At 66.7% G+C, this 24,419-nt stretch carries 24 protein-coding genes and 1 pseudogene; 12 read left to right on the top strand and 13 right to left on the bottom strand.

The features are described from left to right. Positions 1 to 261 precede the first annotated feature (261 nt). Positions 262 to 1,203: an SDR family oxidoreductase gene (locus tag AEQ27_RS05520; protein WP_054145757.1), complete on the bottom strand. Its 942-nt coding sequence runs from the start codon at positions 1,201 to 1,203 to the stop codon at positions 262 to 264. Positions 1,204 to 1,380: 177 nt separating this feature from the next. Here AEQ27_RS05520 and AEQ27_RS05515 point away from each other — a divergent pair, with 177 nt between their 5' ends. The 4 genes from AEQ27_RS05515 to AEQ27_RS05505 all read left to right on the top strand — a co-directional run bounded on the left by AEQ27_RS05515 (position 1,381) and on the right by AEQ27_RS05505 (position 3,422). Beyond that, the gene (locus AEQ27_RS05515; RefSeq protein WP_054145756.1) at positions 1,381 to 2,217 is read left to right on the top strand and encodes a helix-turn-helix transcriptional regulator; all 837 of its coding nucleotides are present in this window, start codon (positions 1,381 to 1,383) and stop codon (positions 2,215 to 2,217) included. Positions 2,218 to 2,520: 303 nt separating this feature from the next. Continuing rightward, positions 2,521 to 2,676 (top strand): aquaporin, encoded by a 156-nt coding sequence (locus AEQ27_RS18710; RefSeq protein WP_200908326.1) that lies wholly within the window; start codon positions 2,521 to 2,523, stop codon positions 2,674 to 2,676. Positions 2,677 to 2,800: 124 nt separating this feature from the next. Beyond that, positions 2,801 to 3,013 (top strand): hypothetical protein, encoded by a 213-nt coding sequence (locus AEQ27_RS05510; RefSeq protein ID WP_054145755.1) that lies wholly within the window; start codon positions 2,801 to 2,803, stop codon positions 3,011 to 3,013. A gap of 97 nt (positions 3,014 to 3,110) precedes the next feature. Next, positions 3,111 to 3,422: a Dabb family protein gene (locus AEQ27_RS05505; RefSeq protein WP_054145754.1), complete on the top strand. Its 312-nt coding sequence runs from the start codon at positions 3,111 to 3,113 to the stop codon at positions 3,420 to 3,422. Positions 3,423 to 3,482: 60 nt separating this feature from the next. On the opposite strand, the gene AEQ27_RS05500 is transcribed toward AEQ27_RS05505, so the two are convergent. Continuing rightward, positions 3,483 to 4,493, bottom strand: a complete 1,011-nt coding sequence (locus tag AEQ27_RS05500; RefSeq protein WP_082383275.1) for a DUF2510 domain-containing protein — start codon at positions 4,491 to 4,493, stop codon at positions 3,483 to 3,485. 294 nt (positions 4,494 to 4,787) lie between these two features. Here AEQ27_RS05500 and AEQ27_RS05495 point away from each other — a divergent pair, with 294 nt between their 5' ends. Then, the gene (locus tag AEQ27_RS05495) at positions 4,788 to 5,219 is read left to right on the top strand and encodes a hypothetical protein (protein WP_054145752.1); all 432 of its coding nucleotides are present in this window, start codon (positions 4,788 to 4,790) and stop codon (positions 5,217 to 5,219) included. A gap of 59 nt (positions 5,220 to 5,278) precedes the next feature. Here the strand turns inward: AEQ27_RS05495 and AEQ27_RS17130 are convergent, their stop codons facing one another. The 3 genes from AEQ27_RS17130 to AEQ27_RS05480 all read right to left on the bottom strand — a co-directional run bounded on the left by AEQ27_RS17130 (position 5,279) and on the right by AEQ27_RS05480 (position 7,578). Continuing rightward, positions 5,279 to 5,929 carry a hypothetical protein gene (locus AEQ27_RS17130; protein ID WP_152970187.1) on the bottom strand — a complete coding sequence of 217 codons (651 nt, stop codon included), beginning with the start codon at positions 5,927 to 5,929 and terminating at the stop codon, positions 5,279 to 5,281. Between the two features lie 82 nt (positions 5,930 to 6,011). After that, on the bottom strand, positions 6,012 to 7,067 hold the full coding sequence (locus AEQ27_RS05485; RefSeq protein ID WP_054145750.1) for a zinc-binding dehydrogenase: 1,056 nt from the start codon (positions 7,065 to 7,067) through the stop codon (positions 6,012 to 6,014). 55 nt (positions 7,068 to 7,122) lie between these two features. Further along, positions 7,123 to 7,578 carry a hypothetical protein gene (locus tag AEQ27_RS05480; RefSeq protein WP_152970186.1) on the bottom strand — a complete coding sequence of 152 codons (456 nt, stop codon included), beginning with the start codon at positions 7,576 to 7,578 and terminating at the stop codon, positions 7,123 to 7,125. A 283-nt stretch (positions 7,579 to 7,861) separates the two neighbouring features. On the opposite strand from AEQ27_RS05480, the gene AEQ27_RS05475 reads away from it, so the two are divergent. The 5 genes and pseudogenes from AEQ27_RS05475 to AEQ27_RS05460 all read left to right on the top strand — a co-directional run. Next, a complete protein-coding gene (locus tag AEQ27_RS05475; protein WP_082383274.1) occupies positions 7,862 to 8,962 on the top strand; it encodes a hypothetical protein in 1,101 nt (366 codons plus the stop codon). Further along, positions 8,959 to 10,407 (top strand): DUF4041 domain-containing protein, encoded by a 1,449-nt coding sequence (locus tag AEQ27_RS05470; protein ID WP_054145747.1) that lies wholly within the window; start codon positions 8,959 to 8,961, stop codon positions 10,405 to 10,407. The genes AEQ27_RS05475 and AEQ27_RS05470 overlap by 4 nt, the downstream gene beginning before the upstream one ends. A gap of 96 nt (positions 10,408 to 10,503) precedes the next feature. Next, on the top strand, positions 10,504 to 11,475 hold the full coding sequence (locus AEQ27_RS05465) for a hypothetical protein (RefSeq protein WP_152970185.1): 972 nt from the start codon (positions 10,504 to 10,506) through the stop codon (positions 11,473 to 11,475). A gap of 350 nt (positions 11,476 to 11,825) precedes the next feature. Further along, positions 11,826 to 12,512 carry a hypothetical protein gene (locus tag AEQ27_RS17125; RefSeq protein ID WP_152970184.1) on the top strand — a complete coding sequence of 229 codons (687 nt, stop codon included), beginning with the start codon at positions 11,826 to 11,828 and terminating at the stop codon, positions 12,510 to 12,512. A gap of 23 nt (positions 12,513 to 12,535) precedes the next feature. Then, positions 12,536 to 12,730, top strand: a pseudogene (locus tag AEQ27_RS05460) (IS3 family transposase); the annotation flags it as partial. A gap of 51 nt (positions 12,731 to 12,781) precedes the next feature. On the opposite strand, the gene AEQ27_RS17120 reads toward AEQ27_RS05460, so the two are convergent. Next, a complete protein-coding gene (locus AEQ27_RS17120; RefSeq protein ID WP_152970183.1) occupies positions 12,782 to 14,362 on the bottom strand; it encodes a hypothetical protein in 1,581 nt (526 codons plus the stop codon). Between the two features lie 577 nt (positions 14,363 to 14,939). Here AEQ27_RS17120 and AEQ27_RS05455 point away from each other — a divergent pair. Both AEQ27_RS05455 and AEQ27_RS05450 read left to right on the top strand, forming a co-directional pair. Further along, the gene (locus tag AEQ27_RS05455) at positions 14,940 to 15,470 is read left to right on the top strand and encodes an ImmA/IrrE family metallo-endopeptidase (RefSeq protein WP_082383272.1); all 531 of its coding nucleotides are present in this window, start codon (positions 14,940 to 14,942) and stop codon (positions 15,468 to 15,470) included. Beyond that, positions 15,463 to 15,861, top strand: a complete 399-nt coding sequence (locus tag AEQ27_RS05450; protein WP_054145743.1) for a hypothetical protein — start codon at positions 15,463 to 15,465, stop codon at positions 15,859 to 15,861. The genes AEQ27_RS05455 and AEQ27_RS05450 overlap by 8 nt, the downstream gene beginning before the upstream one ends. 382 nt (positions 15,862 to 16,243) lie before the next feature. Here the strand turns inward: AEQ27_RS05450 and dnaB are convergent, their stop codons facing one another. The 7 genes from dnaB to AEQ27_RS05415 all read right to left on the bottom strand — a co-directional run bounded on the left by dnaB (position 16,244) and on the right by AEQ27_RS05415 (position 24,185). Beyond that, complete coding sequence (gene dnaB / locus AEQ27_RS05445; RefSeq protein WP_054145742.1) at positions 16,244 to 17,632, bottom strand: replicative DNA helicase; 1,389 nt, start codon at positions 17,630 to 17,632, stop codon at positions 16,244 to 16,246. Positions 17,633 to 18,213: 581 nt separating this feature from the next. Beyond that, positions 18,214 to 18,597, bottom strand: coding sequence for a D-ribose pyranase (gene rbsD / locus AEQ27_RS05440; protein WP_054145741.1), 384 nt, complete (start codon positions 18,595 to 18,597; stop codon positions 18,214 to 18,216). Continuing rightward, on the bottom strand, positions 18,594 to 19,625 hold the full coding sequence (locus tag AEQ27_RS05435) for a ribokinase (protein WP_235450989.1): 1,032 nt from the start codon (positions 19,623 to 19,625) through the stop codon (positions 18,594 to 18,596). Before AEQ27_RS05435 ends, rbsD begins: the two co-directional genes overlap by 4 nt. Continuing rightward, positions 19,622 to 20,572, bottom strand: a complete 951-nt coding sequence (locus AEQ27_RS05430; RefSeq protein WP_054145739.1) for a substrate-binding domain-containing protein — start codon at positions 20,570 to 20,572, stop codon at positions 19,622 to 19,624. The genes AEQ27_RS05435 and AEQ27_RS05430 overlap by 4 nt, the downstream gene beginning before the upstream one ends. A gap of 34 nt (positions 20,573 to 20,606) precedes the next feature. Then, entirely contained in the window at positions 20,607 to 21,578 is a 972-nt protein-coding gene (locus AEQ27_RS05425; RefSeq protein ID WP_054145738.1) for an ABC transporter permease, read from the bottom strand. 30 nt (positions 21,579 to 21,608) lie between these two features. Beyond that, the gene (locus AEQ27_RS05420; protein ID WP_054145737.1) at positions 21,609 to 23,126 is read right to left on the bottom strand and encodes a sugar ABC transporter ATP-binding protein; all 1,518 of its coding nucleotides are present in this window, start codon (positions 23,124 to 23,126) and stop codon (positions 21,609 to 21,611) included. 3 nt (positions 23,127 to 23,129) lie between these two features. Beyond that, the gene (locus AEQ27_RS05415) at positions 23,130 to 24,185 is read right to left on the bottom strand and encodes a LacI family DNA-binding transcriptional regulator (protein WP_054145736.1); all 1,056 of its coding nucleotides are present in this window, start codon (positions 24,183 to 24,185) and stop codon (positions 23,130 to 23,132) included. Positions 24,186 to 24,419: the final 234 nt, after the last annotated feature.

The following is a 24,419-nucleotide window of genomic DNA, read 5'->3' as shown; positions in this document are numbered from 1 at the left end:
CGCTGCGACGATCACCACGAAACGGTGACCAACACGACCAGCAGGCCGGCCATCTCCCTCAGCCCTCGAGGCCGAGGTCGCCGCCCTGCGCGTCGGCAACCGGGCGCTCGTCGAGGCCCTCCGCGTCCTCGTCGAGGGCTGATGGAGATGGCCGGCCTGCTGGTCGTGTTGGTCACCGTTTCGTGGTGATCGTCGCAGCGACCGTCGTCGGCCCCCGCTTCGCACACGGCGCCCCACGCCGACCGCGGACGCGGCGCACGATCAGGACGTCGCGAACGTGACCCCGGTGAGCCGCTCGGAGAGCTGCCAGCTGCGGTGAGCCGCGTCCGCGTCGGTGAGGTTGCGGTACAACCTCTGGGGACCAGGGCCGCCGCCGAGATGTCCGGGTCCCGAGGGCCCGTAGAACCCGCCCGGCTCGGAGTCGGGCGAGACGGCGGCGTAGAGGGCGGGCAGGGCCGCCGAATCCGGGGTGCCGGTGATGCCGAGGGCCGACAGCACGCGGATCACCCGGACGCTGACCGTGTCGCCGGTCCGGCCCAGTTCGGGGCGCGCGGCGAGCAGGGCGGTCGGGGCGACCCCCGGGTGGGAGAGGTTGCTGGTGATGCCCCACCCGAGGGCGCGACTGCGCCGGTCGAGCTCGAGGCCGAAGAGGCCCTGGGCGATCTTCGACTGGCTGTAGGCGCGCATGCCGTCGTAGCTCTGCTCCCAGTTCGGGTCGTCCCAGTTGACGGCGTTCGAGTCGGCGGCGACGCTGATCTGCGAGGTCACGCGGGCGTGGCCGGCCCGCAACACCGGGAGCAGCCGTGAGACGAGCGCGAAGTGCCCGAGGTGGTTCGTGCCCAGTTGCGACTCGAACCCGTCGTCCGTGGTCTGCCGTTCGGGCGGCGTCATGATCCCCGCGTTGGCGACGGGGTGGTGGATCGGCCGGCCGTCGGTGAGCAGCTCGTCGGCGAGGTCGGCGACCGAGGCCAGCGACGAGAGGTCGAGGTGTCGCGTCGACACCCGGGCGGCCGGCGTCTCACGCCGGATCGTGGCGACGGCGGCGTCCCCCTTGACGGCGTTGCGCACCGGGAGCACGACGTCGGCGCCGGCGGCCGCCAGCCGTGCCGCGATGCGCAGGCCGATGCCGTCACTGCCGCCGGTGACGACGGCGCGCCTCCCGGTCAGGTCGGGAAGGGTGAGAGAGACGGGTCTGCGAGGCATGCTGGGCTCCTGGTCCTGGGGCGGGTGGTCGTGCGACCGGTGGCGGCGCGGTCGGGCGGCCGGTCGCAGATGGTGGTGGTGCAGACGACTCTGAGGGAGTCGCGACGTGACATCCAGGACTCGTCGAGTCCTGGCTGCGGTCTCCGGATCGAGCCGAGGAGGCGCTAGAACTGACCCATGGACAGAGACGCGTTGGGTGCCTTCCTGCTGCGTCGACGTGGTGCGCTGCAGCCCGAGGACGTCGGGCTGCCCCGGGGTCGGGGGCATCGGACCAGCGGACTGCGCCGTGAAGAGGTCGCGGCGCTCAGCCACATGTCGCCCGACTACTACGCCAGGCTCGAGAGGGGCACGGGCCCGCAGCCGTCCGAGCAGATGATCGCCTCGATCGCACAGGGTCTGCATCTCGCCCTCGGCGAGCGCGACCACCTCTTCCGCCTCGCCGGGCACCAGCCGCCGGTCGGTCCACCGTCGGGTGACCACATCAGCCCTGGTCTGCTTCGCATCCTGGACCGGCTCGGGGACACCCCGGCCGAGGTCACGAGCGAGCTCGGCGAGACACTGCGGCAGACGCCCCTGGGGGTGGCGTTGACCGGTGACACGGCCGGTCTGACGGGTCTCGAGCGCAGCATCGGCTACCGGTGGTTCACGGACGCCGGCAGTCGCCGTCTCTACGCGGACGAGGACCACGAGTTCCTGTCGCGCCTCTGGGTCTCCGGGCTGCGGGACGTCGCGACGCGTCGAGGTCCGGGGTCGCGGGCGAGGCGCATCGTCGACGAGTTGCTCGAGGTCAGTGACGAGTTCCGTGCCGTCTGGGACCACCACGAGATCGGGTTGCGCCCGAGGGCGTCGAAGCACTTCGTGCACCCCGAGCTCGGAGACCTGCACCTGACCTGCCAGACGCTGGTCGACCCCGAGCAGTCGCACTACCTGCTCGTCTACACGGCGGCGCCGGGGACCGAGAGCCACGAGAAACTGCAGCTGCTCTCGGTCATCGGCTCACAGCCCCTGGGCTGACGCCTCGGTCAACACCTGGCCCGGCGGCCAGACCATCTAAGACGGGTGCAACCAGGCCCACCAGGTCCGACGGCCCCGCCGGGTACTTCGCCGCGGCCCGTGACTCGGGCTTCGCGTCGAACGGCTTCGGGGCGTCGTCACCCGGCGGCTTCGGCCTCGGAGCCGTCCTCGTCACCGAGATCGTGCTGACGGCCGTGTTCGTCGGCGTGATCCTCTCGGTAACCGCCAAGAACGAGTACAAGGCCCTGGCACCCTTGGCGATCGGCCTGACCCTGGCGCTGATCCCACCTGATCAGCATCCCGGTGAGCAACACGTCGGTGAACCCCGCCCGCTCGCTGGCGGCGGCCCTGTACGGCGGACCCGACGCGCTGGCGCAGGTCTGGGTCTTCTTCGTGGCGCCCTTGGTCGGCGCCGCCCTCGCGGGCCTCGCCCACCGCGTCCTGCGTCGCCGCGCCTGACCGGCCCGAGCGGCAAGGACCGCAGGAGGCGCGGGTCGCGTGACCCGCGCCTCCTGCGGTTCCCTGCTCCCCGCGGTCGCACCTCGGGCCGGACGGTGCCGTCTACGGGCCGTAGGCTCCGGGCATGGTGATGCGCTGGATTCAGGACCCGTCGGTGCAGGCGATCATCCACGTGGTGATCCTGGGATGCGGTGTCGTCATCGCCGTCCGCGGTGAAACGATGGGGACCGTCCTGGCGGCGGTCGGGGCAGCATTGCTGTTCCTCGACTTCTTGCTGTACCGCCGCCGACGCGCCCTCCGGCGTGAGTCCCTCCAGGACGTCGACCTCACCTCCTGACGTCCCTGCGGTCTCGTCCCGGGCGGGCGACGATCGTGCATGTGAGGATCGCGTGGCGTGCCGCGTCCGGTGGCGTCGCAGACGAGGGGATGCGCGGATGGCGGACACGAACGAGATCGTGCACGTGGTGTTGGTCGAGTGGGCCGAGGGAGCCCCGGCCGACGTGGCCGAGCAGGCGACGCGGCTGTCGACCGAGCACCTGACCGGCATCGACGGAGTCCTGTCGGTGTCGAGTGGCGGCAGCGTCAGCCCCGAGCAGCTCGAGGCCGGCTTCGACTGGATGCTCGTGGTGTGCTTCCGTGACTCTGCGGCGCGGGACGGCTACCTGCCCCACCCCTCGCACCAGCCGGTCGCCAGCTACCTCGGCGACGCGTCCGCCCGCGTCGTCGTCTTCGACGTCCAGGCGTAGGGCAAGCGCAGGAGGCGCGGGTCAGGTGACCAGCGCCTCCTGCGATTGCCGCGGTCGCGGCTAGAACGCGATGTACTGACCGTTGTCGTAGAGCACGAACGACTGAGCCGCCTCGGGCACGATGTAGGCCGTGTAGCCCGTGAAGGCCGAACCGGGATAGAGCTTCGGGCCATCACTCATCGAAGGCATCCCGTCGCCGAAGATGATGTATTCGCTGTCGTACCGGTTGCCCTCAGGAGTCGCCAGAGAGAGATCGTAGGACGCCAGCGACGGCTCGACCCCGTCCGGGTCGATTCCCGTCATGGCGAGTTCTGCGACGACGTACTTGAAGCCCGCAGGGGCTTCTTCGTTGAACATGTTCCACTGCGCGACGAGCGCGTTGGCGTTCGCGTCAACGATTCGCGCGGTCAGGCTGTACTTCTCCCCGCCGAGGAATCCCTTGGCGACGTAGGGCTGTGGTGCGGGACTCTCGATCGTGCCGGTGGCGGCCGGTGCCGCACTCGCCGCCGGCTCAGGTTCGGAAGCCTCGGGCGCGGGCGCTTCCTCCGTCGGCTCGGCAGGTTCGCTGACCTCCGTCGTGGCCTCGGCCGTCTCGATCACGCTTGCTTCGGTCGCCGTCGTGCCGGGGCCGGCCAGCGCGGCAGACGTCGCGATGATGCCGGTGAGCAGGGCGACGCTACCGAGGGCAAGGCCCGTGACGGCAGCGTTCTTCTGCTGCTTCTTCACGAGAGCAAAGATGCCCAGAGTGACGCCTCCGAGTGCCAGCAGGAGGCCGAGCACGGGGACGAGGCCCGTGAGGAACGCGGCGATTCCCACGAAGAGAGCTCCTAGAGCCAGCTTCCTCGACCGAGCCCCCGGCGCAACGCCGTTCGGCTGGACGGGCGAAGCCTGCTGCCCGTCAGGTCCCGGCTGGGCGGGCGGAATCTGCATGGCGTCGGGACCCGGTGCGGGCATCGTCGGCACCTCGGTGACCATCGGGGCGGCGTCGTGCCACCGTTGTCCATCCCAGTAACGCGGTTCGTTGTTGGCGTGCGGTGCTGGGTACCAGCCGGCGGGCGTCTCGTGAGGCAAGTGTCTATCTTTCGGGTCGGGTCGACAGAGGTGTGCAGCTACGCCGAACGTCCGTCGGGGGATCGTCGCGAAGCCTGGTGGAGTCCGAGCGGGAATGACTGCACCAGAAGGTCAGGAGTCGGCGATCGGGAGTTCCTCGACCGCTTCACCACTGCCTGCTCGCGACACCCTAGCGGAAAGCGAATAATCCTCGCAGCCCCCGTATGTGCCTTTCGGGGCCGGGCGATCAGCGCGTCCTGCTGGTGCCTCCTCCCTCGTGATCGCAGCTGGGTCGCGCGGCGGTAGGTTCACGTCATGAAGGTCCTGGCCGGCATCGTCACCGCGCTGCTCGTCGTGTCGGTGCTGCTGGTGCTCGCGGTGCGGGCCGATCCGGACGTGCCGCTCGTGCTGTCCGGCTCCGACGCGCGCCTCCCGTACTGCACCACCTACGACCCGGTGATCGTGGCCGACCTCACGACGGAGACCCTCCCGGCCTGTGCACCACACGGGGTCGAGCTGCGCTTCCCCGACGGCTTCGTCATCGACCTTCCCGAAGAGCCCGGCGCCGGCGGACGCCCCTCGGAGCGCTACGACTACGGCTACGTCGACGTCGGAGCCTTCGGCATGTACGCCTCCCGGGCCGACCACGCCTGCGAGCAGATCGAGCAGTGGGGCACCCCCGAGGCCATCCGCCGCGTCACCGAGGCCTTCGGCGACGACTACGCCTGCGTGCCCAACCAGCAGTGATCCGAGGAGGCGCGGGTCACGTGACCAGCGCCTCCTGCGGTGTGGCCGCGCGAGTGGTCTCAGCCACCCCCGTGTCGGCGGGTGAGCTCGCGCGCGATGGCGAAGGCCACCCAGTCGGCGGGGCGATCGTTCCGCCAGGCGCCGGCGTGGAACGAGTTGACGGGAGCACCGGTGTCGCCCAGATGGATGGCGAGGCGGATGGCGACTTCCTCGACCTCTTTCAACGCCCTTTTCTCTCGCCATTCATCCACGAACGGGCGCGCCGTCGGGGAGAGTCGACCGTCCGAGATGAGGTCGTCTACCCAGCCGAGATCGACGTCGGCGGCAGTGTCGACGCTGCCCGTGACGACCGTTGCGTGCGTGCGCTCGAGAGCGATGCCGTGCGCGTGGTCACCCCCTCGCCAACTCTCCTCGTTGGTGGTTCTCGTCTTCAGGCCACCTTCGCCCTCGGCGATGCCGATGTAGAGCACGCCTGATCGGAGCGGATCTCCGCCTCGCGCACCATGCACCCAGCAATAGAGACCGGCGCCGTCGGTGACTTCCTTGTCTCTGACGTTCCACGTGACGCCGATCAGGCGAAGTCCAGCCTGAAGAGTCAGCGGCGTGATGAGTCGCAGCATGGTCTCGGAGCGAAGCGTCGACGGGGGCGCGAGCTCATCCGACTCTTCCGGAGTGGAGACCTCGTGGGACGGAACGGCAGGCTCGGTCATCTCGTGCTTTCCTCACGTCTAGGGAGTCGGCCTCATCATCCCAGTGCGCGCAGCACGTGCGACGCGGCAGCCGCGCCCTGATTCACCCGTTCGGCGCCACCAGCACCTTCGCGTGCTCGGTCTTCCCGCTGTCCAGCTCCACGAGCAACCCCGGCAACTCGTTAAGCCCGCCCGCCCCCGTGACCAGCGGCCCCGCCTCGACCGAGCCGTCGACGAGCGCCCGCATGGCGCCGACGAAGTCCGAGTGCGTGTAGGCCAGGCTGCCGACGACGGTGAGCTCGCGGCTCTGCCAGTCGCCGTACGACACCTCCGAGGTGGTCATCGGGTAGCCGAGCAGGGCGAGCGTGCCGCCGCGGCGGACCAGCTCGGCGCTCGACTGGAACAGCGAGGAGGCGCCCGTGCATTCGTAGAGGACGTCCGCCCCGAGCCCGTCGGTCAGTTCGAGCACCCGAGCCGTGAAGCCCTCCCCGGGAGCGTGGACGTCGGTGAAGCCGAGGCGGCAGGCGGTCTCGCGCCGCGCCTCCATCGGTTCGACGATGACGACGGCTCCAGCGCCGGCGTGGCGGGCGTGCTGGGCGGTGAGCAGGCCGATGGGGCCGGCGCCTTGGACCACGACGACCGAGCCGAGGGGCTGGCCGGCGCGGCGGACGGCGTGGAAGGTGACGGCGGTGGGTTCGACGAGGCCGAGCTGTTCGTCGGTGAGGCCATCGAGGGCGCGTTGGACGCGGCGTTCGTGGACGGTGACGTGCTGGGCGAAGGCTCCGTGGGAGGGGGCGTCGGGCGAGATGCCGTTGGCCTCGGCGAAGGCGGTGTCGCAGTGGTCGGGGTGTCCGGCGCGGCACATGGCGCACGTGCCGCAGGGCGGGCCGACGCTGGCGACGACGCGGTTCCCCACGGCGACGGTCGTGACCCGGCTGCCGGCGGCGACAACGGTGCCGGTCCACTCGTGGCCGAACACCGCGGCCGGGATGAGCCCGCCGGACGCCCACCCGTGCGTGTCCGTCGCGCACACGCCCGTGTACCGGATGCGCACCACGACCTGCGACTCCCCCGGAGCCTCGAGGTCGACCTCGGCGAGCGCGACAGAGCGCTCGGCGTCGACGGTGGCGAAACGGGTGCGGGCAGGGAGGTCGATCATGCCCACCAGGTTAGACGTGGGCGACAGGTGTTGCTCATTAGCCGACAGTTGTCCGTCAGGGATGGAAGCGCGGCTCCGTCGTGTAGAGCCCAGAGGTCGCATCAGTCAGCGTCATCGTGGGAACGATGCACACGTTGGTGACGCCGGCCTGGAACTCGCTGATCAAGGCATCAGGCGGCAACCCCACGCCTCCGTCGATCTTGTTGCGAGCTGAAGTGAGGATGTCGGCTGCGGCCGCAAACTGCTGCGCGGAAGTCATCTCGAGGTTCCATTCGTCACAGCTCGTCTCGGCGTAGCCCTGGCTCCAGGTCTGCGTGTAGCGAGACGACGCGACCTCGGCGTCACCTGCTGTCTCATCGTCGTCGCCGCCGAGCGTCGAGAGAACACTGACGAGAACGATGACACCCACCACCCCTAGGCAACCGAGTCCTGAGATCGCGCCACACCCGAGGGGCTTCTTCGTTTCCTCAGGACCAGAGAGGTTGGGTGCAGGGGGAAGAGTGTCCTTCATGTCGGGACTCTACGGCTGATCCGGACCACGTCTTGATCGCACCTCAGTCTCACCCGCCTTCGCCCACCGATTCGCTCTCGACAACTGCTCACGTTCACTACAGTGAGATTCGTTCAATTAGCGATGGGGAAAGAACATGGCGAGCCGACGCGGATTCCTGGCAGAAGTACAGCACCAACAACGCCTGGCGCAGGCTCGTGCCAACGCGGCCGCTCGCGCACAGACGCAGGCTCGCGCGCAGGCAGTCCGTGCGCGAGCTCAGCAAGAGCGGGCGAATGCCGCGATGGCGCGGGCCGACGAGGCCGAACGCAAGCGGTATGAGCGCGAGGCGAAGGCCGCGTACGTCGAGATGCGACAGGCCGAGGTTGACGAGCTCAACGAGGACTTGGCCCTCGAGTACGGCGAGATCGACGGATTGCTCGCCCTGACCCTCGACCTGGACGACTACGTCGACCTGGAGGGCCTCAAGGTTCGAGCGGTGCACCCGCCCTTCCCTCGCTGGGACCTCGAGACCCCTCGCCCGGCGCCGCTCCCGACCCCGGTCCCCGAGGCCCCGGTGTTCATCGAACCGCCGGCACCCACAGGCCTCTTCGGCAAGAAGAAGAAGCTTGAGGAGGCGCAGCAGCGGGCTCGGGCGGAGTACGAACAGGCCTGGGGTCAGTGGGCCGCCTACCGCGACTGGATTCCCACCCAGGACGCTCAACAGGCTCAGGAACACGCCACCCTCGAAGAAGGACGCATCAAGCTCCTGGCGGCGGAGCGGGAACGCTACGACGCAGCCTGCGCTGTCCGAGAGGCCGAGGTTGCCGAGCAGAACTCTTCGATCGACATCCTGATCGCCGGCCTCGGTTACGGCGCAGTCGACGCAGTGCAGGAGTACGTCGGCATCGTGCTGGCGAACTCGCTCTACCCGGATGCCTTCCCCGTCGAGCACGAGGCCGAGTTCGATCCCACGACCGCCGAGTTGACGCTGCGTGTGACCGTGCCCGCCCCGGACGCCCTGCGGACCATCAAGGGATTCCGCTACGTCAAGGCCAGTGATGAGGTCGTCGAGACCCAGCTCTCCAAGACGGCCGCCAACGAGCGTTACGCGAGCGCGTTGCACCAAGTGGCCCTCCGATCCCTTCACGAGATCTTCGAGGCTGACCGGAGGGGGCTGATCAAGGCCATCTCCGCCCAGATCGGTCCTGAGGCGAACGACCCGGCCACGGGCCGCCAGAAGTTCATCCCGCTGGTCGCTGTTGCTGCACCCCGTGACACGTTCATGGAGATCGACCTCAGCGGCGTCATCCCTCTCGCCACCTTGCAGCACCTCGGTGCCGCTGTTGCGAAGAATCCGTCGGCGCTCACCGCCATCGACACGGCGGGCGTGCGTCGGTCGTGAGCGGCGACGAGCGTCGGTTCAACCCTCCCCCGGGCTGGCCGCCCGTACCGTCGGGCTGGAAGCCCCCCGCCGGATGGATGCCTCCTGTTGACTGGCCTCCGGTCCCCGACGGCTGGCAACTCTGGCTCGACGAGGTGACACCGGCGTCAGAACCCGTCGGTGTGGCCCCGGTCGCGCCCAGCCCGATCTTCGAGAGTCTCGCTCCTGAACGGCTGAGTGGACCCGAGACACCCAACGACCCGCCTGCCCCAAGTGACTCAGCCCCCTCGGACCTCGTCGCGACGTTGCTCTCGGAAAAGGCTGATCTGGCTCGGCAGCTGGCCGAAAGCAGGCAGGCCGCCAACCTGCGAGTGGCCGAACAAGCCGCAGCAAAGTCCGTCTCTTCAGCCACTGTTGAGCTCGACGACGAGCAGGTGCTGCAGGAAGTCGGCATCTACAGGTACCACCACCCGCTTGAGGATGCGACGGCCTACCTGCCGAGATTGAAGGACGTCGAAGCAAGGTCGGCAGCCCTCGTCCGCGACGGGCATGCCATCGAGAAGTCGAACCTGTTCACCTTCGACAACTCTCTCGCCAAGGGTCGCAAGATGAGCGACGACCTCGCCAAGCTCATGTTGCGTGCGTACAACGCCGAGGCGGAGAACAGCATCCGCACCCTCAAGTTGGGCAACGTGCACACCGCCAAGAAGCGGCTGGAGGCATCGCGAGCAGCGATCGCCAAGCTCGGCAGCATGATGGCGATGCACATCAGCGATGCCTATCACGGCCTCAGGATCGAGGAGATCGAGCTGACGGCCGACTGGTTGATGAAAAAGCAGGAAGAGAAAGAGGAGCAACGCGAAGAGAGGGCACGCCTCCGTGAGGAGGCGCGGGTCGAGAGAGAACTGAAAGAGCAGCGTGCCCAGCTCGACAAGGAACGCACCCTACTGATGCAGACCATTGGTCAGCTGCAGGCCAGTGGGACGCCCGACCCTGACCTCGAACTACGGCTCGCGGCCATCGACCAGGCCATCGTCGACAACGACTACCGAGCAGCGAACATCCGCGCCGGCTACGTCTACGTCATCTCGAATCGAGGAGCCTTCGGCGAAGGTGTCGTCAAGATCGGCCTCACGCGCCGCCTAGAACCCGCCGACCGAGTGCATGAACTCGGCGGCGCCTCTGTCCCTTTCCGCTTCGACATCCACACCATCTACTTCTCCGAAGACGCGGTCACTCTCGAGACGGAACTCCACCGACACTTCGCGACGCGGGCTCTCAATCAGGCCAACAGCCGGAAGGAATTCTTCTTCGCCACGCCGGCAGAAGTGCGAGACGTCCTCGCAAGCAAAGTCGGCAACCTGCTTGAGTTCAAGGACACGGCAGACGCTACGGAGTTCTTTCAATCGGTAAGTCGCTGGCCTTCGAACGTTCAGACGCCCAGCGGCGATCGACCTGTAACCTAGCGTCGAAGACTACGGGATTTTACACGATTCTGAACAACACGAGAGAGAATTAGACCTACAGCAGTCCCAGGCGCGGAGGGCGGTACAGACTGAGATGTGCTCACGGTCTATCTCGATCAAAACAAGTGGATTGACCTTGCGCGCGCCAAGACCGGACACCCGCTCGGAGCCCCCTTCGTTGAGACATTGGCCGCGCTCACGTCGGCAGTAAACGAAGGTCGAGCTCGCTTCCCACTAAGTTCTGCTCACTACTACGAGACAGGCAAGCAACGCGATCGCCGAAAGCGCCAGGAGCTCGCGACGACGATGATGCACCTTTCCGGCACGCTGCGTTTAGCTCCGCCGCACGCGATTGTGCCCTGGGAGATCAGAAGAGCGCTTGTTACCGTGTTCGGCTTGCCGCACGCCATCCCTGACATGGCGATATTTGGCGAAGGTGCTGCCCATGCCTTTGCGAGGCCAGCCCTTGGTTACACGGCACCAACGGAATGGGAGGGCCACGCCCTGCCGCCGGTCGCCCGGATGGAACTGCAGCGCCGCGTCAGCCCCAAGTACGAGACTCTTCTTCTTGCGGGTGCGACCCCGGATGGCGTGCCAGATGACATGAGGCTCGTGCTCAACGATGTGAAGAGCCTCACGGATGAGCGCTTTGTGCAAGGTCAGCGAAATGTGGCGGAGGCGATCGCGAATATCGGACGCCACAGGCTCGAAGAAGTCATGATTGCGTCGACGTACGCCGACATCATGGATCTCTTGGTCCGGGCCGGAATCGAACTCGGCGTGGGCATGGACAAGCTTCTCGACAACATGCGCCCGATCGTCGAAGCAATCCCATCACGTTGGGTGGAGATGAAACTGCGACACCAGCGACAAGCGAACCCTCAGAAGGCATGGGACAGCCATGACCTCAACGACGTGACGGCCCTTGCAATTGCGGTTCCGTATTGCGATGTGGTTGTTACCGAACGATCGTGGACCTCGATGTTGAACGTTGCCAAGGTTCCGGCGCGCTTCAGCCATATGGTTACCCCAAGTTTGCGCGATGTGATGGATTTGCTCGGAACGTGAGCGAACAGCCCGGACCACTTCGATGCAGTCCCTCGTCTCGGTTATTTTTACCCTTCGCACGAACGGTGCCGATAGGGCTTGATCGACAGATCGGCAGATCGGCAGATCGGCAGATCGGCAGATCGGCAGATCCTCGCGGGAGGGACGTTGTCGGCGTCGACCGGAAAGACGCTGCACGTCGTGCCGAGCGCGATACCGTTTGCCTCCGCGCTTCTGTTGTGGGGCGGAATACCCCCGGCCTACACCCGTGCGCTCGCATTTCAAGGTTTTAGCCTCAGACAATCCGAGCTCTTCCTACGTGTAAGAAATATGAGATATTTATCAGTTAGTCAGGGTAGCCTGAATGTCTCGTGGCAGAGGCTCTCAGGAAGGCCTTAGCGGAAGTCTGTGCTGGCCGCGCCGACGTATTCGTCTCGAGTGAAGACATTTCTCAGGGCGATCGCGAACTGAATGCAATTTTGGCGAAGCTCAAGGCGAGCGATTACGGCATCGTCGTCTTGTCCGAAACCAATCAACATCGGCCTTGGATCAATTACGAGGGCGGAGCGATGGCCCGGTCACTCAGCAATCCCGTTTCGACCATTTTGCTCGACCTGAGTCCAAGTGACGTCGACTGGCCCCTCGCTCCGCACCAGTCGACGCAGTTCTCCGACCACCGCTACATGCAGCGCCTTGTTTCGGAAGTCGCCACAGCCGCGAATCCCGACGTACCCGAAAACACCGTGGCGGTTCTATTCACGAACGCTTGGGAGAAAATCCTCGAGTCGTGGCAGCCACCCGTGGGCGATGATCCGACTGCCAATCGTCGCTCTGATCACGACATGCTCGCTAAAGTTGTCGAGCAAATGCGCGGAATCGAAACGATGCAACAGGCCAGCTTCGCGGTCACGGCGAGCCGTCCAGGGTACACACGTGCAAGTCTCCGAGCCGCCCGACCGGAACTACTAAAAGTTTGCGATACGGGAGGCAACGGACGACCAGATCGGAGTCGGACGCATGAAGAAGAGGCGCCCCGGGAGTGCTGGTGGTCGAACTAGTCGAGGAAATTCGTCGAACAACGGCGATGGCGTCCTTCTTCTCACTGCTGCAGAAGAACGTCCGGAACACGCAGCGGTGGCACTCGAGGCAGGACATGCGGTTGGCGATCGTGACCTGGACCACGGAACTACCACCGCCGCAGACGGCAACGAAAGCTCGACCGGCTCACCTGATCGAGTTCGAGATAATCAACTCACACGCCGCTCACGCGGCCTGAAAACCCCAAACAAGACGAGTCAACTAAACCGACAGCAGTCCCTTGCGATCTCTAATTTGTTTGGCCGTTCGGTAGATGAGGGCCGACGTACCCGATGTAAATTTTTCCTGTCCCGTTCGTGTCATCCCAAAAGTGCACTCTCGGGGCCGGGCGTCCGCCCTGAACGATCTTGATGTGTGATGCCATGTAGACCTCACCCCGAGCATCCACTCTCGTGGGCACCCCGAAGACGCGGCTCGAACGGTACTTGGCGTTGTTGTCGACCGTGTTGCTCTCCAGAAGGGCGACCCAAGACTCCTGGATGACCGCCGAGGACGATGTCTCGGGTTCGCGGCACCAGCTCTTAAAGTCACCGGTCCAGCCACGGGATCTTGCTTCGGCATACCCCTGAAGAGCGAGCATCGCTTGCCACGTTCGTCGCGCCCAAGAGGAGGCTTGCGGGTACTGGTCTAGCGCGTCAGCACCGCGCTCGACATCGCCAATGACAACTCGGGGAAGCTGGGCCCGGGATTCAGCTATGACGTCATCGAAGTTGCCGATTTCGACGCCGTCATACTGCAAGGGCGTCGGCACGTCAGACAAGTATTGGCCAGCCTCAGACAGCTGAGCTTCAAGGTAGCGGATTCGTGCAGCTTGCTTATCTATCGTAACCTCGCTCTCGCGCATCAGTTCGGCAGACCATTCGAGGTCCTCTTGAAGCCGCGAGCTTTCGGTCGTGGCCGCATCAGCCGATGCTTCCGCGGCTAACGTGTCGGCTAGAAGTTGCTCCAGCGAGCCGTCACCCTCCATTGACCTGATGAGGGCCCTGCCTTCTTCCCGGTAGGACGCGGGCGGTCGGGCGGCCAAGTTCCTGAAGACGAGGGGCGCGGCAATGGTCTTCGCGGCTCGAGAAGGATTGGCGAACCATTTCGATCCCAGAACACGGTGGCGAGACAGCGCAGACCTAACATCGTCCGTTGCTGGGAAGTACGTGCGGGCCGCTCCGCCAAAAGTCCTCAGCGTTTCCGGTAACTCCTCGTTAAATGCAGTGGTTGATGCCGCGCTGAGGACGAAGACAGGGGCAATGCCAGCCAATTGTCGACCGACGATTTTGGCTCTAACGGAGACCTCCTCGTCAGTCACCCGGTAGTCGTGACTGAGAACGACAAGGGGGGAAGTTCGCTCGTTGCCCAGGACTAGATTAGCTACGGAGCGCGCTTCGTCGGGATCGGTCACATTCCGCACGACGGGCCACAAAGCGACCGGGCCTAGGCTGAGTTGAGACGACTCGAGGAGGTAGTGAACAAGCCGAGGTGGCTGAACAACCGGCTCCGCCCCCCAGGGGTCTTCACTGACATGCTCCAGGTCGAGCCAAACCCAGGACTCAGACGTGGTATTCATGGCGGTCAGCGTTGTTGACCAGCGCCCGGTACTCGTCTCCTCATGCAGGCCTAGCCGAACAATTTGAGACTTTAAAGAACTGCCGTCCTCGACGGAGACCTCGACTCCGTCACGCGGCGATTGACGGCCAAGCAGCGAGAGATCCACGGAGATGCCTTTTCGTTCCGTGATCCACCTTTGAAATGAGTTGTAAGCTACCTCGATCACTGTGGGGCCAACGAAGTCCGCTACAAGCCGGTATTTGAGAGACATTCTTCCTCTGAGGGTAGAAGCGAGTGGATCGGGCTAGTCAGTGTTTATCGGGCCGAGGATTCGATGGGCAAAACAGGGCGAAATTCAGCGCCCATAGCGGTCAGGGCCGCTATCGAGTCGACCTTCGACGACGAGCGAACTGCAGGAGCCAGACTCCAGAGACGAGTCGTGATCGCCACCGCCACCGCCAGATCACTCCTTTGGCGTAGTTCGAGGCGAGGTTGAATTCTCCAAGGTGAAGCACTGTTCAAACGTCTGGCGCTTGGCCCGACGAGCCCAATATCCAGACGAGTGCCAGACGCCTGCAATTGCGACGCGGTTTTCAGGGCCGGCCGGCACGTCGGAGGGCATCATTAGTCGGAGGGCGCTGGCTCGCTCCGACTCGAGGGCGAGGAGACAATCACCTTGGGACTCATATCGCAACGGTAGCCGAACGGCGCCCGGAAGTGCAGTTTCGTATTGGGGTGGAGGGGGCTGAATCAGAAGACCCGAAGAGGTGCACTGCAGCGCCAGTTAAAAGAACGGTCTAACTTGCGCGCCTCCGGAGTAGGCCCCCCAAAATCGCTACACTTAACACATGCCTGCTCGTTTCATCTCCCCACGCGCCATCGAGCGCCTGGCAGTGGAGATGCGCGAGGAGGCAAACTCGCCCTCTAAGCCTCCCGTCGATGTCGCACAGCTGGCCGAAGCGTTTGGATGCGAGGTGATATACGTGGACTTCACACCCGACACGGTGTCGGCTCGCGTGCGGAGGCATGACCATGATGCTTACGACTACCTCCTAGAGGTCAACGCGTTCGATTCCCCTAAGCGGCAGCGGTTTTCCATCGCGCACGAACTGGCTCATGCAGTGCTGCACGATGACGCCGAGGATGAATTCGACTTTGTCGAGGATCGGAAGCCCCTTGCGGACTATGCCGACCCTGCGGATATGTACAAGGAAGTCCAAGCGAACATGCTCGCGGCGGCGTTACTGATGCCCGAACAGGCTGTTCGTCGCGAGTGGGCGCGTCTCGACGACGTTGATGACCTCGCGGCCCTGTTCGACACTTCTCGTGATTCCGCGTACTGGAGGCTGAACAACCTCAAGCTTCTCGTCAATGGGTGATGAGATGCCAGGCACAGCCCGCGAGCGGCGTCACCGCCTCGCGGAGGATGCCTTCGAGGAGTCTGAGGACGAGGAATCGGGCTCGGTAGAGCCACAGTCCCGAAAGGCGTCAGGCCCACCGCCAGAGCACGACGAACACGTGTCAAATAATGTCGGCATCCCTGATGCCTTGAAATACTTCCTCCTGTTCCACCCAATGACTGGCTTCTTCAGCTACCTTGCCGAGAAGGAATTGGGCCACCTCAAGAAGCCTGCTTTTCCCGCAAAGAAGTCCTCAGCCCCCATTCTCTACTGGGTGTGCGTCGTGTTCGACATCCTCTGGTTGGTCATTGCCGTCTTGGGTGTTTTCATCGTGGCTGCGCGCGTTATCTACAAGGGCTTCTTCACGTAGGCCTACATCATTCCCTGGCCTGACTCAGAGTCGCTCCAATGACACCGACCATGGTTGACCACGAGGGAGTCATGCCACGCCCTTCCGCTCCCGACTCTTGCGCGCAGGGTGACACCGGCCACGTTCGTACCTAGGCACCACCGAGACGGCACCCAGCTCCATGCCACCCACGAGCGTCGTCAGCGCGAACCCCATTCGCGCGGAGTTGCCCGTTCGCAGTCGGACGCCTCGCAGGCCCCACGGCGACTCTTCGGCTCCGTGCCCTGCCTTCGCCAGGCGGTCACCTTGCACTTAGGGCCGAAAATCCGGCTCCTGTTGCAAACTCCGTGCAGGACACGACCGGACGTGCATCGGGCCGGCGGACTCTACACGAGGACGGCCGCTAGCTGGGCATGTCGACGAACCGCGAGAACATGCCGTGGAACGCCACCGTGATCGTGTCGGTGGGGCCGTTGCGGTGCTTGGCGACGATGAAGTCGGCCTCGCCCTGGCGGGGGTTGTCCTTCTCGTAGGCGGACTCGCGGTGCAGCAGGATGACCATGTCGGCGTCCTGCTCGAGCGATCCGGACTCTCGCAGGTCGCTGATCGCGGGCTTCTTGTCGGCACGCTGCTCGGGGCCACGGTTCAGCTGCGACAACGCGATCACCGGCACCTGCAGCTCTTTCGCCATCAGCTTCAACGCACGCGAGAACTCCGACACCTCTTGCTGACGGCTCTCGACCCGCTTGCCCGACGTCATCAGCTGCAGGTAGTCGATCACCACGAGCTTCAGGTTGTGCTGCTGCTTCAGCCGACGGCACTTCGCCCGGATCTCGACCAACGTCATGTTGGGGGAGTCGTCGATGAACAACGGCGCATCGTTGATCCGCCCACGCACCTGCGCGATGTTCGTCCAGTCACGCGCGTCGACCGTTCCCTTGCGCATGTTCTGCAGCGGCACACTCGACTCCGCCGACATCAGACGCATCGCGATCTCGCTGCGCCCCATCTCGAGGGAGAAGAACACCGACGCCTGCCCGTGCTTGATCGACGCCGCCCGCGCCAGGTCGAGCGCCAACGTCGACTTACCGAGCGCCGGTCGCGCCGCCACGATGATCAGCTGACCCGGGTGGAACCCGTTCGTCAGCGCGTCGAGCTGCGCGAACCCCGTCGGCACACCCGTCATCTGACCGTCACGACCCTTGGCCGCCTCGATCTCGTCGATCGCGACCGTCACGGCCTCGTTCAGCGGCACGTAGTCCTCGGTCTGCACCCCACCGGCGACGTTGTAGACCTCGGCCTGCGCGTTGTTGACCAGGTCGACGACCTCGCCCTCGCTCGCGTAACCCATCTGCACGATGCGCGTGCCGGCCTCGACCAGACGGCGCAGCACCGCCTTCTCGGCGACGATCGACGCGTAGTACCCCGCGTTCGCCGCAGTCGGCACGACACCGGTGAGGGTGTGGAGGTACTCCGCGCCTCCTGCACGAGACAGGTCGGCGGACTTCATCAGCTCGTCGCTGACCGTGATGACGTCGGTGGGCTCGCCGTGCGAGTACAGGCCCAGGATGGCGTCGTAGATGACCTCGTGCTTGGGGACGTAGAAGTCCATGCCGCGGACCGTCTCGATGACGTCGGCCACGGCGTCTTTGCTGAGCAGCATGCCGCCCAGCGCGCTCTGCTCGGCGAGCAGGTCGTGCGGCGGAACGCGGTCCATGTTGACGGGGCCACCACGGTCGCGATCGCGGTTGTTCGACGCATCGGGAGCGAGACCGAGATGGGCGATCGACATGGGTCCTCCAGCGAGAATCGGGTGGGTGCGGGGCAGCACCGAAGACGCTCAAGGCAGTTGTACGACAGACCCCCGACATCCCCCTGCCGAACCGCCGTGATCCACCCCTGACGAGCGCGGGTACACCTTATGGACACCGAGTTCTCCACAGCAAATGCACCTGTGGATAACTCTGGGGAGAACCGGTGAGCAACGCCGGACAACCCTGGGGAGAACTGTGGATCACGCTGTGGACAACGAGATACTTCAGTCGGTTTAGGGGCGTTTGACCAGGGGTTTAGTGATTCCACACCCGTGTGGAGAAAATTGTCTAAACCGGGGGTTGAGACATCCGATTTGACATCTGCTTGTGCACAAGGGATTTGACTTCGGGGCCTCAGGACCGGTAGCGACGCAGCCTGCGTTCAGGTTCTGGTAACCCCCGAAGGCGGGCCCCAGGAAGGGCCTGGTCAGGACGGTATCGGAGTTCGGCACCGCGCCTCCTGCTCGGTCGCGGACGACGAAGAACCCCGTTCCGTGCGATGAACCACGAAGCTTCGGGGTTCATCGCACGGAACGGGGTTCGAGGTGGAGCAGGTGCCTCAGAAGGGGACGCCGCAGCGGAGGACGACGTTGGCGTAAGGGGTCGCCTCACCCGTCCGGATGAGGAGGCGCGCGCTGCCCGAGAGCCGCTTGAGCTCGTCGTGCGAGACGTAGGCCACGTCGTCGAAGCGGGACGTGATCCACTCGTCGGCCACGCGGCCCTGGCTCTCGTCCGCGGCCGTACAGGCCTCGAAGACCACGTCGGCGGTCAGGGCGTCCAGCACGTCGGCGAAGGCGGGTAGGCCGTGGACGACGGCGAGGTCGACCACGGGGACTCCGGGGGGCAGGGGGAGTCCGCAGTCGGCGACGACGACAAGGTCGCCGTGGCCGAGGCCGCTCACCGCGTGGTTCAGCTGGGCGTTGAGCAGGCCACCGCGCTTCACGAGGTCATCTCGGCAGCCGAGTCGGCATCCGCCGCCCCCTCCGTCGGAGCGGCATCTACAGCAGCAGGCAGCTCGTCCTCGAGCGTCGGGTACGACGCCTGGGTGCCCACACCCGTCACCGAGAACGCCCCGACGCGCACGGCGTCCTGAGCGGCCTCGAGCAGCGACGAACCCGCGGCCAGCCCGGCGGCGAGGGCGCCGACGAAGGCGTCCCCGGCTCCGGACGAGTCCACGGCCGCCACCTTCGGCGAGGCCACCAGCACGCTGCCCGACGCATCGGAGACGATCGCGCCGGCGGCACCGCGGGTCATGACGACCGAGGTGACTCCCTGGGCGCGCAGGGAGGTGACGACCGACTCGTCATCGACCCGCGCCTCCTCGTCCGTCGCCTGCGAACCGGAAGCAGAAACGCCCCACGCGGCCAGCAGCAGGCGACCCTCGTGCTCGTTGACGACCAGCGGATCCGCGGCCTTCACCACGTCCGCCGGCACGTCGATCACCGGGGCGAGGTTGAACACCACGCGCCCTCCGGCGTGCTGCACGGCGGCGGCGATGCCGTCCACGGGGATCTCTCCCTGCAGGACGACGACCGCAGCCTCGGACAGAGCAGCAGAGTGCGACCCGACCGCCGATGCACCGACGGCACCATTCGCGCCGGGGACGACGACGATCGTGTTCTCGCTGTCGCCTCCGACGCTGACGATCGCCAGGCCGGTGGGCCCGGGGACGGTGTCGACGCCGCTGAAGTCGACACCGCTCGAGCGCAGGTAAGGCAGGGCGTCGTCGGCACGTCCGTCGTCGCCGACCGCACCGATCATCACGGTGCGGGCGCCGCGCCGGGCAGCCGCGACGGCCTGGTTCGCGCCCTTGCCGCCGGGGGAGAGGGTCATCGACGAGCCGATCAGCGTCTCTCCGGGCAGGGGCAGGCGGTCGACGGTCACGACCTGGTCGACGTTGATCGACCCGACCACGACGACCGTGCCGGTCATGCCGACCCCGCCGGCGCCCTGCGATTCAGAACCACTCATTCGGTGAAGTCACCCACGTTCTCCTTCGTGACGGTGATGACCTCGACGGCCTGGTCCGAGGGGCCCTCGTCGCCGCTGCCACCGTTGACGGCCTTGACCGCCTGGTCGACCGCGAGGGCGCCGAGCTCGGCGGGCTGCTGCGCGATCGTGCTCGAGAGCGTACCGGCCTCGATGGCCTTGAGGCCGTCCTCGGTGCCGTCGAACGCGGCCACCTTGACGTCGGTGCCGGCACGCGAGCCTAGCGCCTGGATCGCTCCGAGGCCCATCTCGTCGTTCTCGGCGAAGACGCCCACGGCGTTCGGGTGCGCCTGCAGCAGGTTGGTGGTCACGTCGAGCGCGGTGGCGCGGTCGAAGTTCGCGGTCTGCTGCGCGACGACGGTGATGTCCGGGTACGCCGCGATGCCCTTGGTGAAGCCCTCACCGCGGTCGCGGCTGGCCGAAGTGCCCGCGACGCCCTGGAGCACGATGACCTCGCCCTTCTCGCCGATCGCCTCGGCGAGGGCCTTGGCGGCCTGCTCGCCACCGGCGACGTTGTCGCTCGCGACGAACGAGGCGACGTCGGCACCGTTGACCGCACGGTCGACGGCCACGATCGGCACGTCGGCCTCGTTGAGCGCCTTCGCGGCGGGGCCGGCAGCGTCGCTGTCGACCGCGTTGAGGATCACGGCGTCGGCGGTCGAGGCCGCGGTCGCCAGCTGGTTGGCCTGGGTGGCGGAGTCGTTCTGGGCGTCGACGATCTCGAGGTCGACGTTCTGCTTCTTCGCCTCGGCGGTCGCGCCGTCACGCAGCTCGACGAAGAACGGGTTGTTCAGGGTGCTGAGCGACAGGACCACCGTGGGGCGGTCCGCCTCTCCGGCGGGAGTGCGGTTGCAGCCGGCGGTGCCGGTCGCGACCAGGGCGGCGATCGCGGTGACGGTGGCGGCCTTGCGGAACGAGGTCAACTTCATCGTGTGTCCTTCGGGTTGGGTTGGGTGGAAAAGGTCAGCTGCTGCGCGTCTTGCGGCGCAGCACGTCGACGCCGACGGCGAGGGCGATGACGAGGCCGATGACGACCTGCTGCCAGAACGACGTGACGTTCAGCAGGTTGAGGCCGTTGCGGATGACGACGAGCACCAGGGCGCCGATGATGGTGCCCGAGATGCGGCCGACGCCGCCGGCCAGGCTCGCGCCACCGATGACGACCGCGGCGATGGCGTCGAGCTCGTAACCCGAGGCCGCCTGGGGCTGGGCCGAGTCGAGGCGACCGGCGAGCAGCAGACCGGCGAGGGCCGCGAACAGCCCGGCCAGGCCGAAGACGGTGACGACGATGCGCTTGACCGGCAGGCCCGAGAGGCGCGCGGCCTCGGCGTTGCCACCGACGGCGTACATCGACCGGCCGATGACGGTGCGGTTGAGGATGAACGACGCGACGATCGCGGCCAGCACGAGCACGATGATCGGCACGGGCACCGGCCCGATGTTGCCACCGAGGAACGACACGGCCGGGGGAGTCGCGATCGGGCGACCGTCCGAGACGACGAGGGTCAGGCCCCGCGCCACGCTGAGCATGGCGAGCGTCGCGATGAACGACGGCAGCTTGCCGTAGGCGCTGGCGAACCCGTTGACCAGGCCGGCCACGAGGCCCGTGCCGAGTCCGAGCGCGAGCGCCAGGCCGCCGGGCAGCCCCGCCGGGGCGAAGACCCAGCCCGAGCCCACCGCCGACAGCGGGGCGACGGAGCCGACCGAGAGGCCGATGCCGCCCGCCACGATGACGAAGGTCATTCCGAACGCCAGCACGGCGACGGTCGACACCTGGATGCCGATGTTCAGCAGGTTGCGGCCGGTCAGGAAGTCCGGCGTCGCGATGAACAGGGCCAGGCACAGCACGACGAGTCCGACGAGGGCTCCGTTCGCGGCCAGGAAGGTCTTGATGTCGAAGGAGCGTCGCTGCGCCTTCGCGGTGGTGGTGGTCATGGGTGTCGTCCTCGGGTCCGTGCTTCTCGGTCAGTTCGTCAGGGGGACGTCGCGTGCCGCGAGCGTCATCAGCGTGTCCTGGGTGGCGTCGGCCGCGGCGACCTCGCCGGCGACGACTCCGTCGCGCATCACGAGGATGCGGTCGCTCATGCCCATCACCTCGGGCAGCTCGCTGCTGACCATCACGACCGCGCCTCCGGCGTCGGTGATCCGGTTCACCAGCTCGTAGATCTCGACCTTCGCGCCGACGTCGACGCCGCGGGTCGGCTCGTCGAGCAGCAGCACCGTCGAGCCGGCGATGATCCAGCGGCCGAACACGGCCTTCTGCTGGTTGCCACCCGACAGCGAGCCGATCTCCTGGTCGATGTCGCGCATGCGGATCCGCAGGGTCGAGGCGACCTCGTCGGCCTTCGCGCGCTGTCCGGCGAAGTCGACCAGGCCGGCCTTCGCGCTGCTGGCGAGCGTCGCGTAGCCGAGGTTGTCGTTGACGGAGGCGCCCAGCACGAGCCCCTGCGCCTTCCGGTCCTCCGGCACGTGGCCGACGCCCGCGGCGATGGCCCCCGCGACGTCGCCCTTCTTGAGGCGCTTGCCGCGCACCGTCACGGAGCCGGAGTCGTACTTGTCGACCCCCGCGATCGCGCGGACGACCTCGGTTCGACCGGCGCCGACGAGCCCGGCGATGCCGAGCACCTCGCCCGCCCGCACCTCGAACGACACGTCGCGGAAGGTCTTCGACGTCAGGCCCTCGACCTGCAGGACGACGGGGGAGCCGCTCTCGCTGCCGGGTGTGCGCGGGTACTGGTGCGCGATGTCGCGGCCGACCATCAGGCGGACGAGCTCGTCCTCGTCGGTCGACGCGGGCACCTCGGCGACGAACGCACCGTCGCGCAGGACGGCCACGGTGTCGCCGATCTCGGCGATCTCGTCGAGGTGGTGGCTGATGAACAGCATGCCGACGCCGCGGGCGCGCAGCTGCTCGACGACGCGGAAGAGGATCTCGGTCTCGTGCCGGGTCAGCGCCGCGGTCGGCTCGTCGAGGATCAGGATGCGTGCGTCGATGCTCAGCGCCTTCGCGATCTCGACCAGCTGCTGGCGGGCGATGCCGAGCTCGCCGACCTTCTGGTCGACGTCGACGTCGAGCCCGATCAGGTCGAGGGCTGCACGGGCGCGCTTCTTCAGCTCGCGGCGGTCGACCAGGCCGAACCGGGTCGGGAACCGCCCCATCATCACGTTCTCGGCGACGCTCAGCGAGGCGACGAGGTTCAGCTCTTGGTGGATCGTCGCGATGCCGAGCTTCTCGGCGGCGTGCGTGTTCGGCAGGTGGACGGCCTCGCCGTCGACCAGCACGCGGCCGGCGTCGGGCTGGTACACGCCCGACATCATCTTGATCAGGGTGGACTTGCCGGCGCCGTTCTCGCCGAGCAGCACCTGCACGCGGCCGGGCCGGACGTGCACGGTGACGTCGTCGATGACCCGCACGGGGCCGAACGACTTGCTGACGTTCTCGAGCGTGAGCAGGGGGCGATCGTCGTCGATCGAGTGGGGCATGGGTCAGTTCCTGCCGAGGGGTCGGGGTCGGGTGGGGTGCGTCGGGTGCGTCGGGGACGAGGAGGCGCGGGTCGTCGACTCGCGGACGATCAGTTCGCTGGGCAGCACGACGGAGTCGGGCGTGCGCCCGTCGATGACCTCGTGCAGCAGCTGGACGGCGATGCGGCCCATCTCCTCGACGCTGTGCGCGATGACGGTGAGGGCCGGGTCGAGCAGCGAGAACCACTCGATGTCGTCGAACGCGATGACCGAGACGTCGGTGCCCATGCGCATGCCGAGTCGGTTGAGCATGGCGATGGCGCCCACGGCCATGAGGCTGTCGGCGGCGAGCAGCGCGGTCGGTGGCTCGTCGAGCACGAACAGGGCGTGCACGGCGGCCGACCCGCTGGCGGACTGGAAGTCGCCGACGTAGACCAGGTCGGGGTCGGTGCTGAGGCCCAGCTCGGCGGCAGCGGCGGTCCACGCCTCGAGTCGCTCGCGGCCGGTGGACACGCTCTGCGGGCCCGCGACGTAGCCGACGCGCTCGTGGCCGAGGTCGACGAGGTGCTGCACGGCGGCGCGGATGCCGGGGACGCTGTCGGTCGTCACGCTCGGCACGTCGACGCCGGGGATGGTGCGGTCGACGAACACCGTCGGCACCTCGCGGGCGAGCAGCGAATCGATGCTGGCCGAGTCGGTGCCCTGAGGGGCGACGATGACGCCGTCGACGCGGCGCGAGATGAGGGTGTCGAGGTAGCGGTCCTGCTGCTCGCGGTTCTCGTTGGCGTTGCCGAGGAGGGTGACGTAGCCGAGCTCGAGCAGCGACTGCTCGATGGTGTGGGCGAGATCGGCGAAGAACGGGTTGCGGACGTCGGACACGAGCAGGCCGACGGTGTCGGAGCGGGTCGAGCGCAGCGCCCGGGCCTGGGCGTTGGGGCGGAAGTCGAGCTCGCGCACGGCCTGCTCGACCTGGGCCCTCGACTCGGCGGAGGTGGCCGGGTTGCCCGACAGCACGCGCGATGCCGTCGCGGCCGAGACGCCGGCGCGCTGCGCCACGTCCCTGATCGTCACGGTGTTCATCGGGCTCTACCTCGTCGTAGTGGTGCGGGTCGCAGGGCGTGTCCGCTGCGTGGAATCGATTCCATGGAACCGATTCCACGACAGTAGACGAGCCGCCCCCTCCTGTCAACGCGAGCCCTCCTGCGCCCATGAACCCGGTTTCGAACCGAACACCCGGTCGCAACCGGGTGCATCGTTCGAAACCGGGTTCATCGCGACACGGGGCCGACCCGGCGAGGAGGCGCGGTGCCCATC

The organism is Frigoribacterium sp. RIT-PI-h (assembly GCF_001297205.1).
Lineage (GTDB): Bacteria > Actinomycetota > Actinomycetes > Actinomycetales > Microbacteriaceae > Frigoribacterium.
The sequence above is the reverse complement of the archived record's forward strand: the minus strand, read 5'-3'. Positions and strand labels throughout refer to the sequence as shown.

What these genes read in the sequence shown, in the direction of transcription:
- AEQ27_RS05425 (WP_054145738.1), bottom strand. Translation starts at nt 21,578, where the DNA reads ATGACCACCACCACCGCGAAGGCGCAGCGACGCTCCTTCGACATCAAG.
- AEQ27_RS05475 (WP_082383274.1), top strand. Translation starts at nt 7,862, where the DNA reads ATGGCGCGGGCCGACGAGGCCGAACGCAAGCGGTATGAGCGCGAGGCG.
- AEQ27_RS05435 (WP_235450989.1), bottom strand. Translation starts at nt 19,625, where the DNA reads ATGAGTGGTTCTGAATCGCAGGGCGCCGGCGGGGTCGGCATGACCGGC.
- AEQ27_RS05495 (WP_054145752.1), top strand. Translation starts at nt 4,788, where the DNA reads ATGAAGGTCCTGGCCGGCATCGTCACCGCGCTGCTCGTCGTGTCGGTG.
- AEQ27_RS17120 (WP_152970183.1), bottom strand. Translation starts at nt 14,362, where the DNA reads ATGTCTCTCAAATACCGGCTTGTAGCGGACTTCGTTGGCCCCACAGTG.
- dnaB (WP_054145742.1), bottom strand. Translation starts at nt 17,632, where the DNA reads ATGTCGATCGCCCATCTCGGTCTCGCTCCCGATGCGTCGAACAACCGC.
- AEQ27_RS17130 (WP_152970187.1), bottom strand. Translation starts at nt 5,929, where the DNA reads ATGACCGAGCCTGCCGTTCCGTCCCACGAGGTCTCCACTCCGGAAGAG.
- AEQ27_RS05415 (WP_054145736.1), bottom strand. Translation starts at nt 24,185, where the DNA reads ATGAACACCGTGACGATCAGGGACGTGGCGCAGCGCGCCGGCGTCTCG.
- AEQ27_RS05520 (WP_054145757.1), bottom strand. Translation starts at nt 1,203, where the DNA reads ATGCCTCGCAGACCCGTCTCTCTCACCCTTCCCGACCTGACCGGGAGG.
- AEQ27_RS05505 (WP_054145754.1), top strand. Translation starts at nt 3,111, where the DNA reads ATGGCGGACACGAACGAGATCGTGCACGTGGTGTTGGTCGAGTGGGCC.
- AEQ27_RS05515 (WP_054145756.1), top strand. Translation starts at nt 1,381, where the DNA reads ATGGACAGAGACGCGTTGGGTGCCTTCCTGCTGCGTCGACGTGGTGCG.
- AEQ27_RS05420 (WP_054145737.1), bottom strand. Translation starts at nt 23,126, where the DNA reads ATGCCCCACTCGATCGACGACGATCGCCCCCTGCTCACGCTCGAGAAC.
- AEQ27_RS05430 (WP_054145739.1), bottom strand. Translation starts at nt 20,572, where the DNA reads ATGAAGTTGACCTCGTTCCGCAAGGCCGCCACCGTCACCGCGATCGCC.
- AEQ27_RS05480 (WP_152970186.1), bottom strand. Translation starts at nt 7,578, where the DNA reads ATGAAGGACACTCTTCCCCCTGCACCCAACCTCTCTGGTCCTGAGGAA.
- AEQ27_RS05485 (WP_054145750.1), bottom strand. Translation starts at nt 7,067, where the DNA reads ATGATCGACCTCCCTGCCCGCACCCGTTTCGCCACCGTCGACGCCGAG.
- AEQ27_RS05510 (WP_054145755.1), top strand. Translation starts at nt 2,801, where the DNA reads ATGGTGATGCGCTGGATTCAGGACCCGTCGGTGCAGGCGATCATCCAC.
- AEQ27_RS05450 (WP_054145743.1), top strand. Translation starts at nt 15,463, where the DNA reads ATGGGTGATGAGATGCCAGGCACAGCCCGCGAGCGGCGTCACCGCCTC.
- AEQ27_RS05455 (WP_082383272.1), top strand. Translation starts at nt 14,940, where the DNA reads ATGCCTGCTCGTTTCATCTCCCCACGCGCCATCGAGCGCCTGGCAGTG.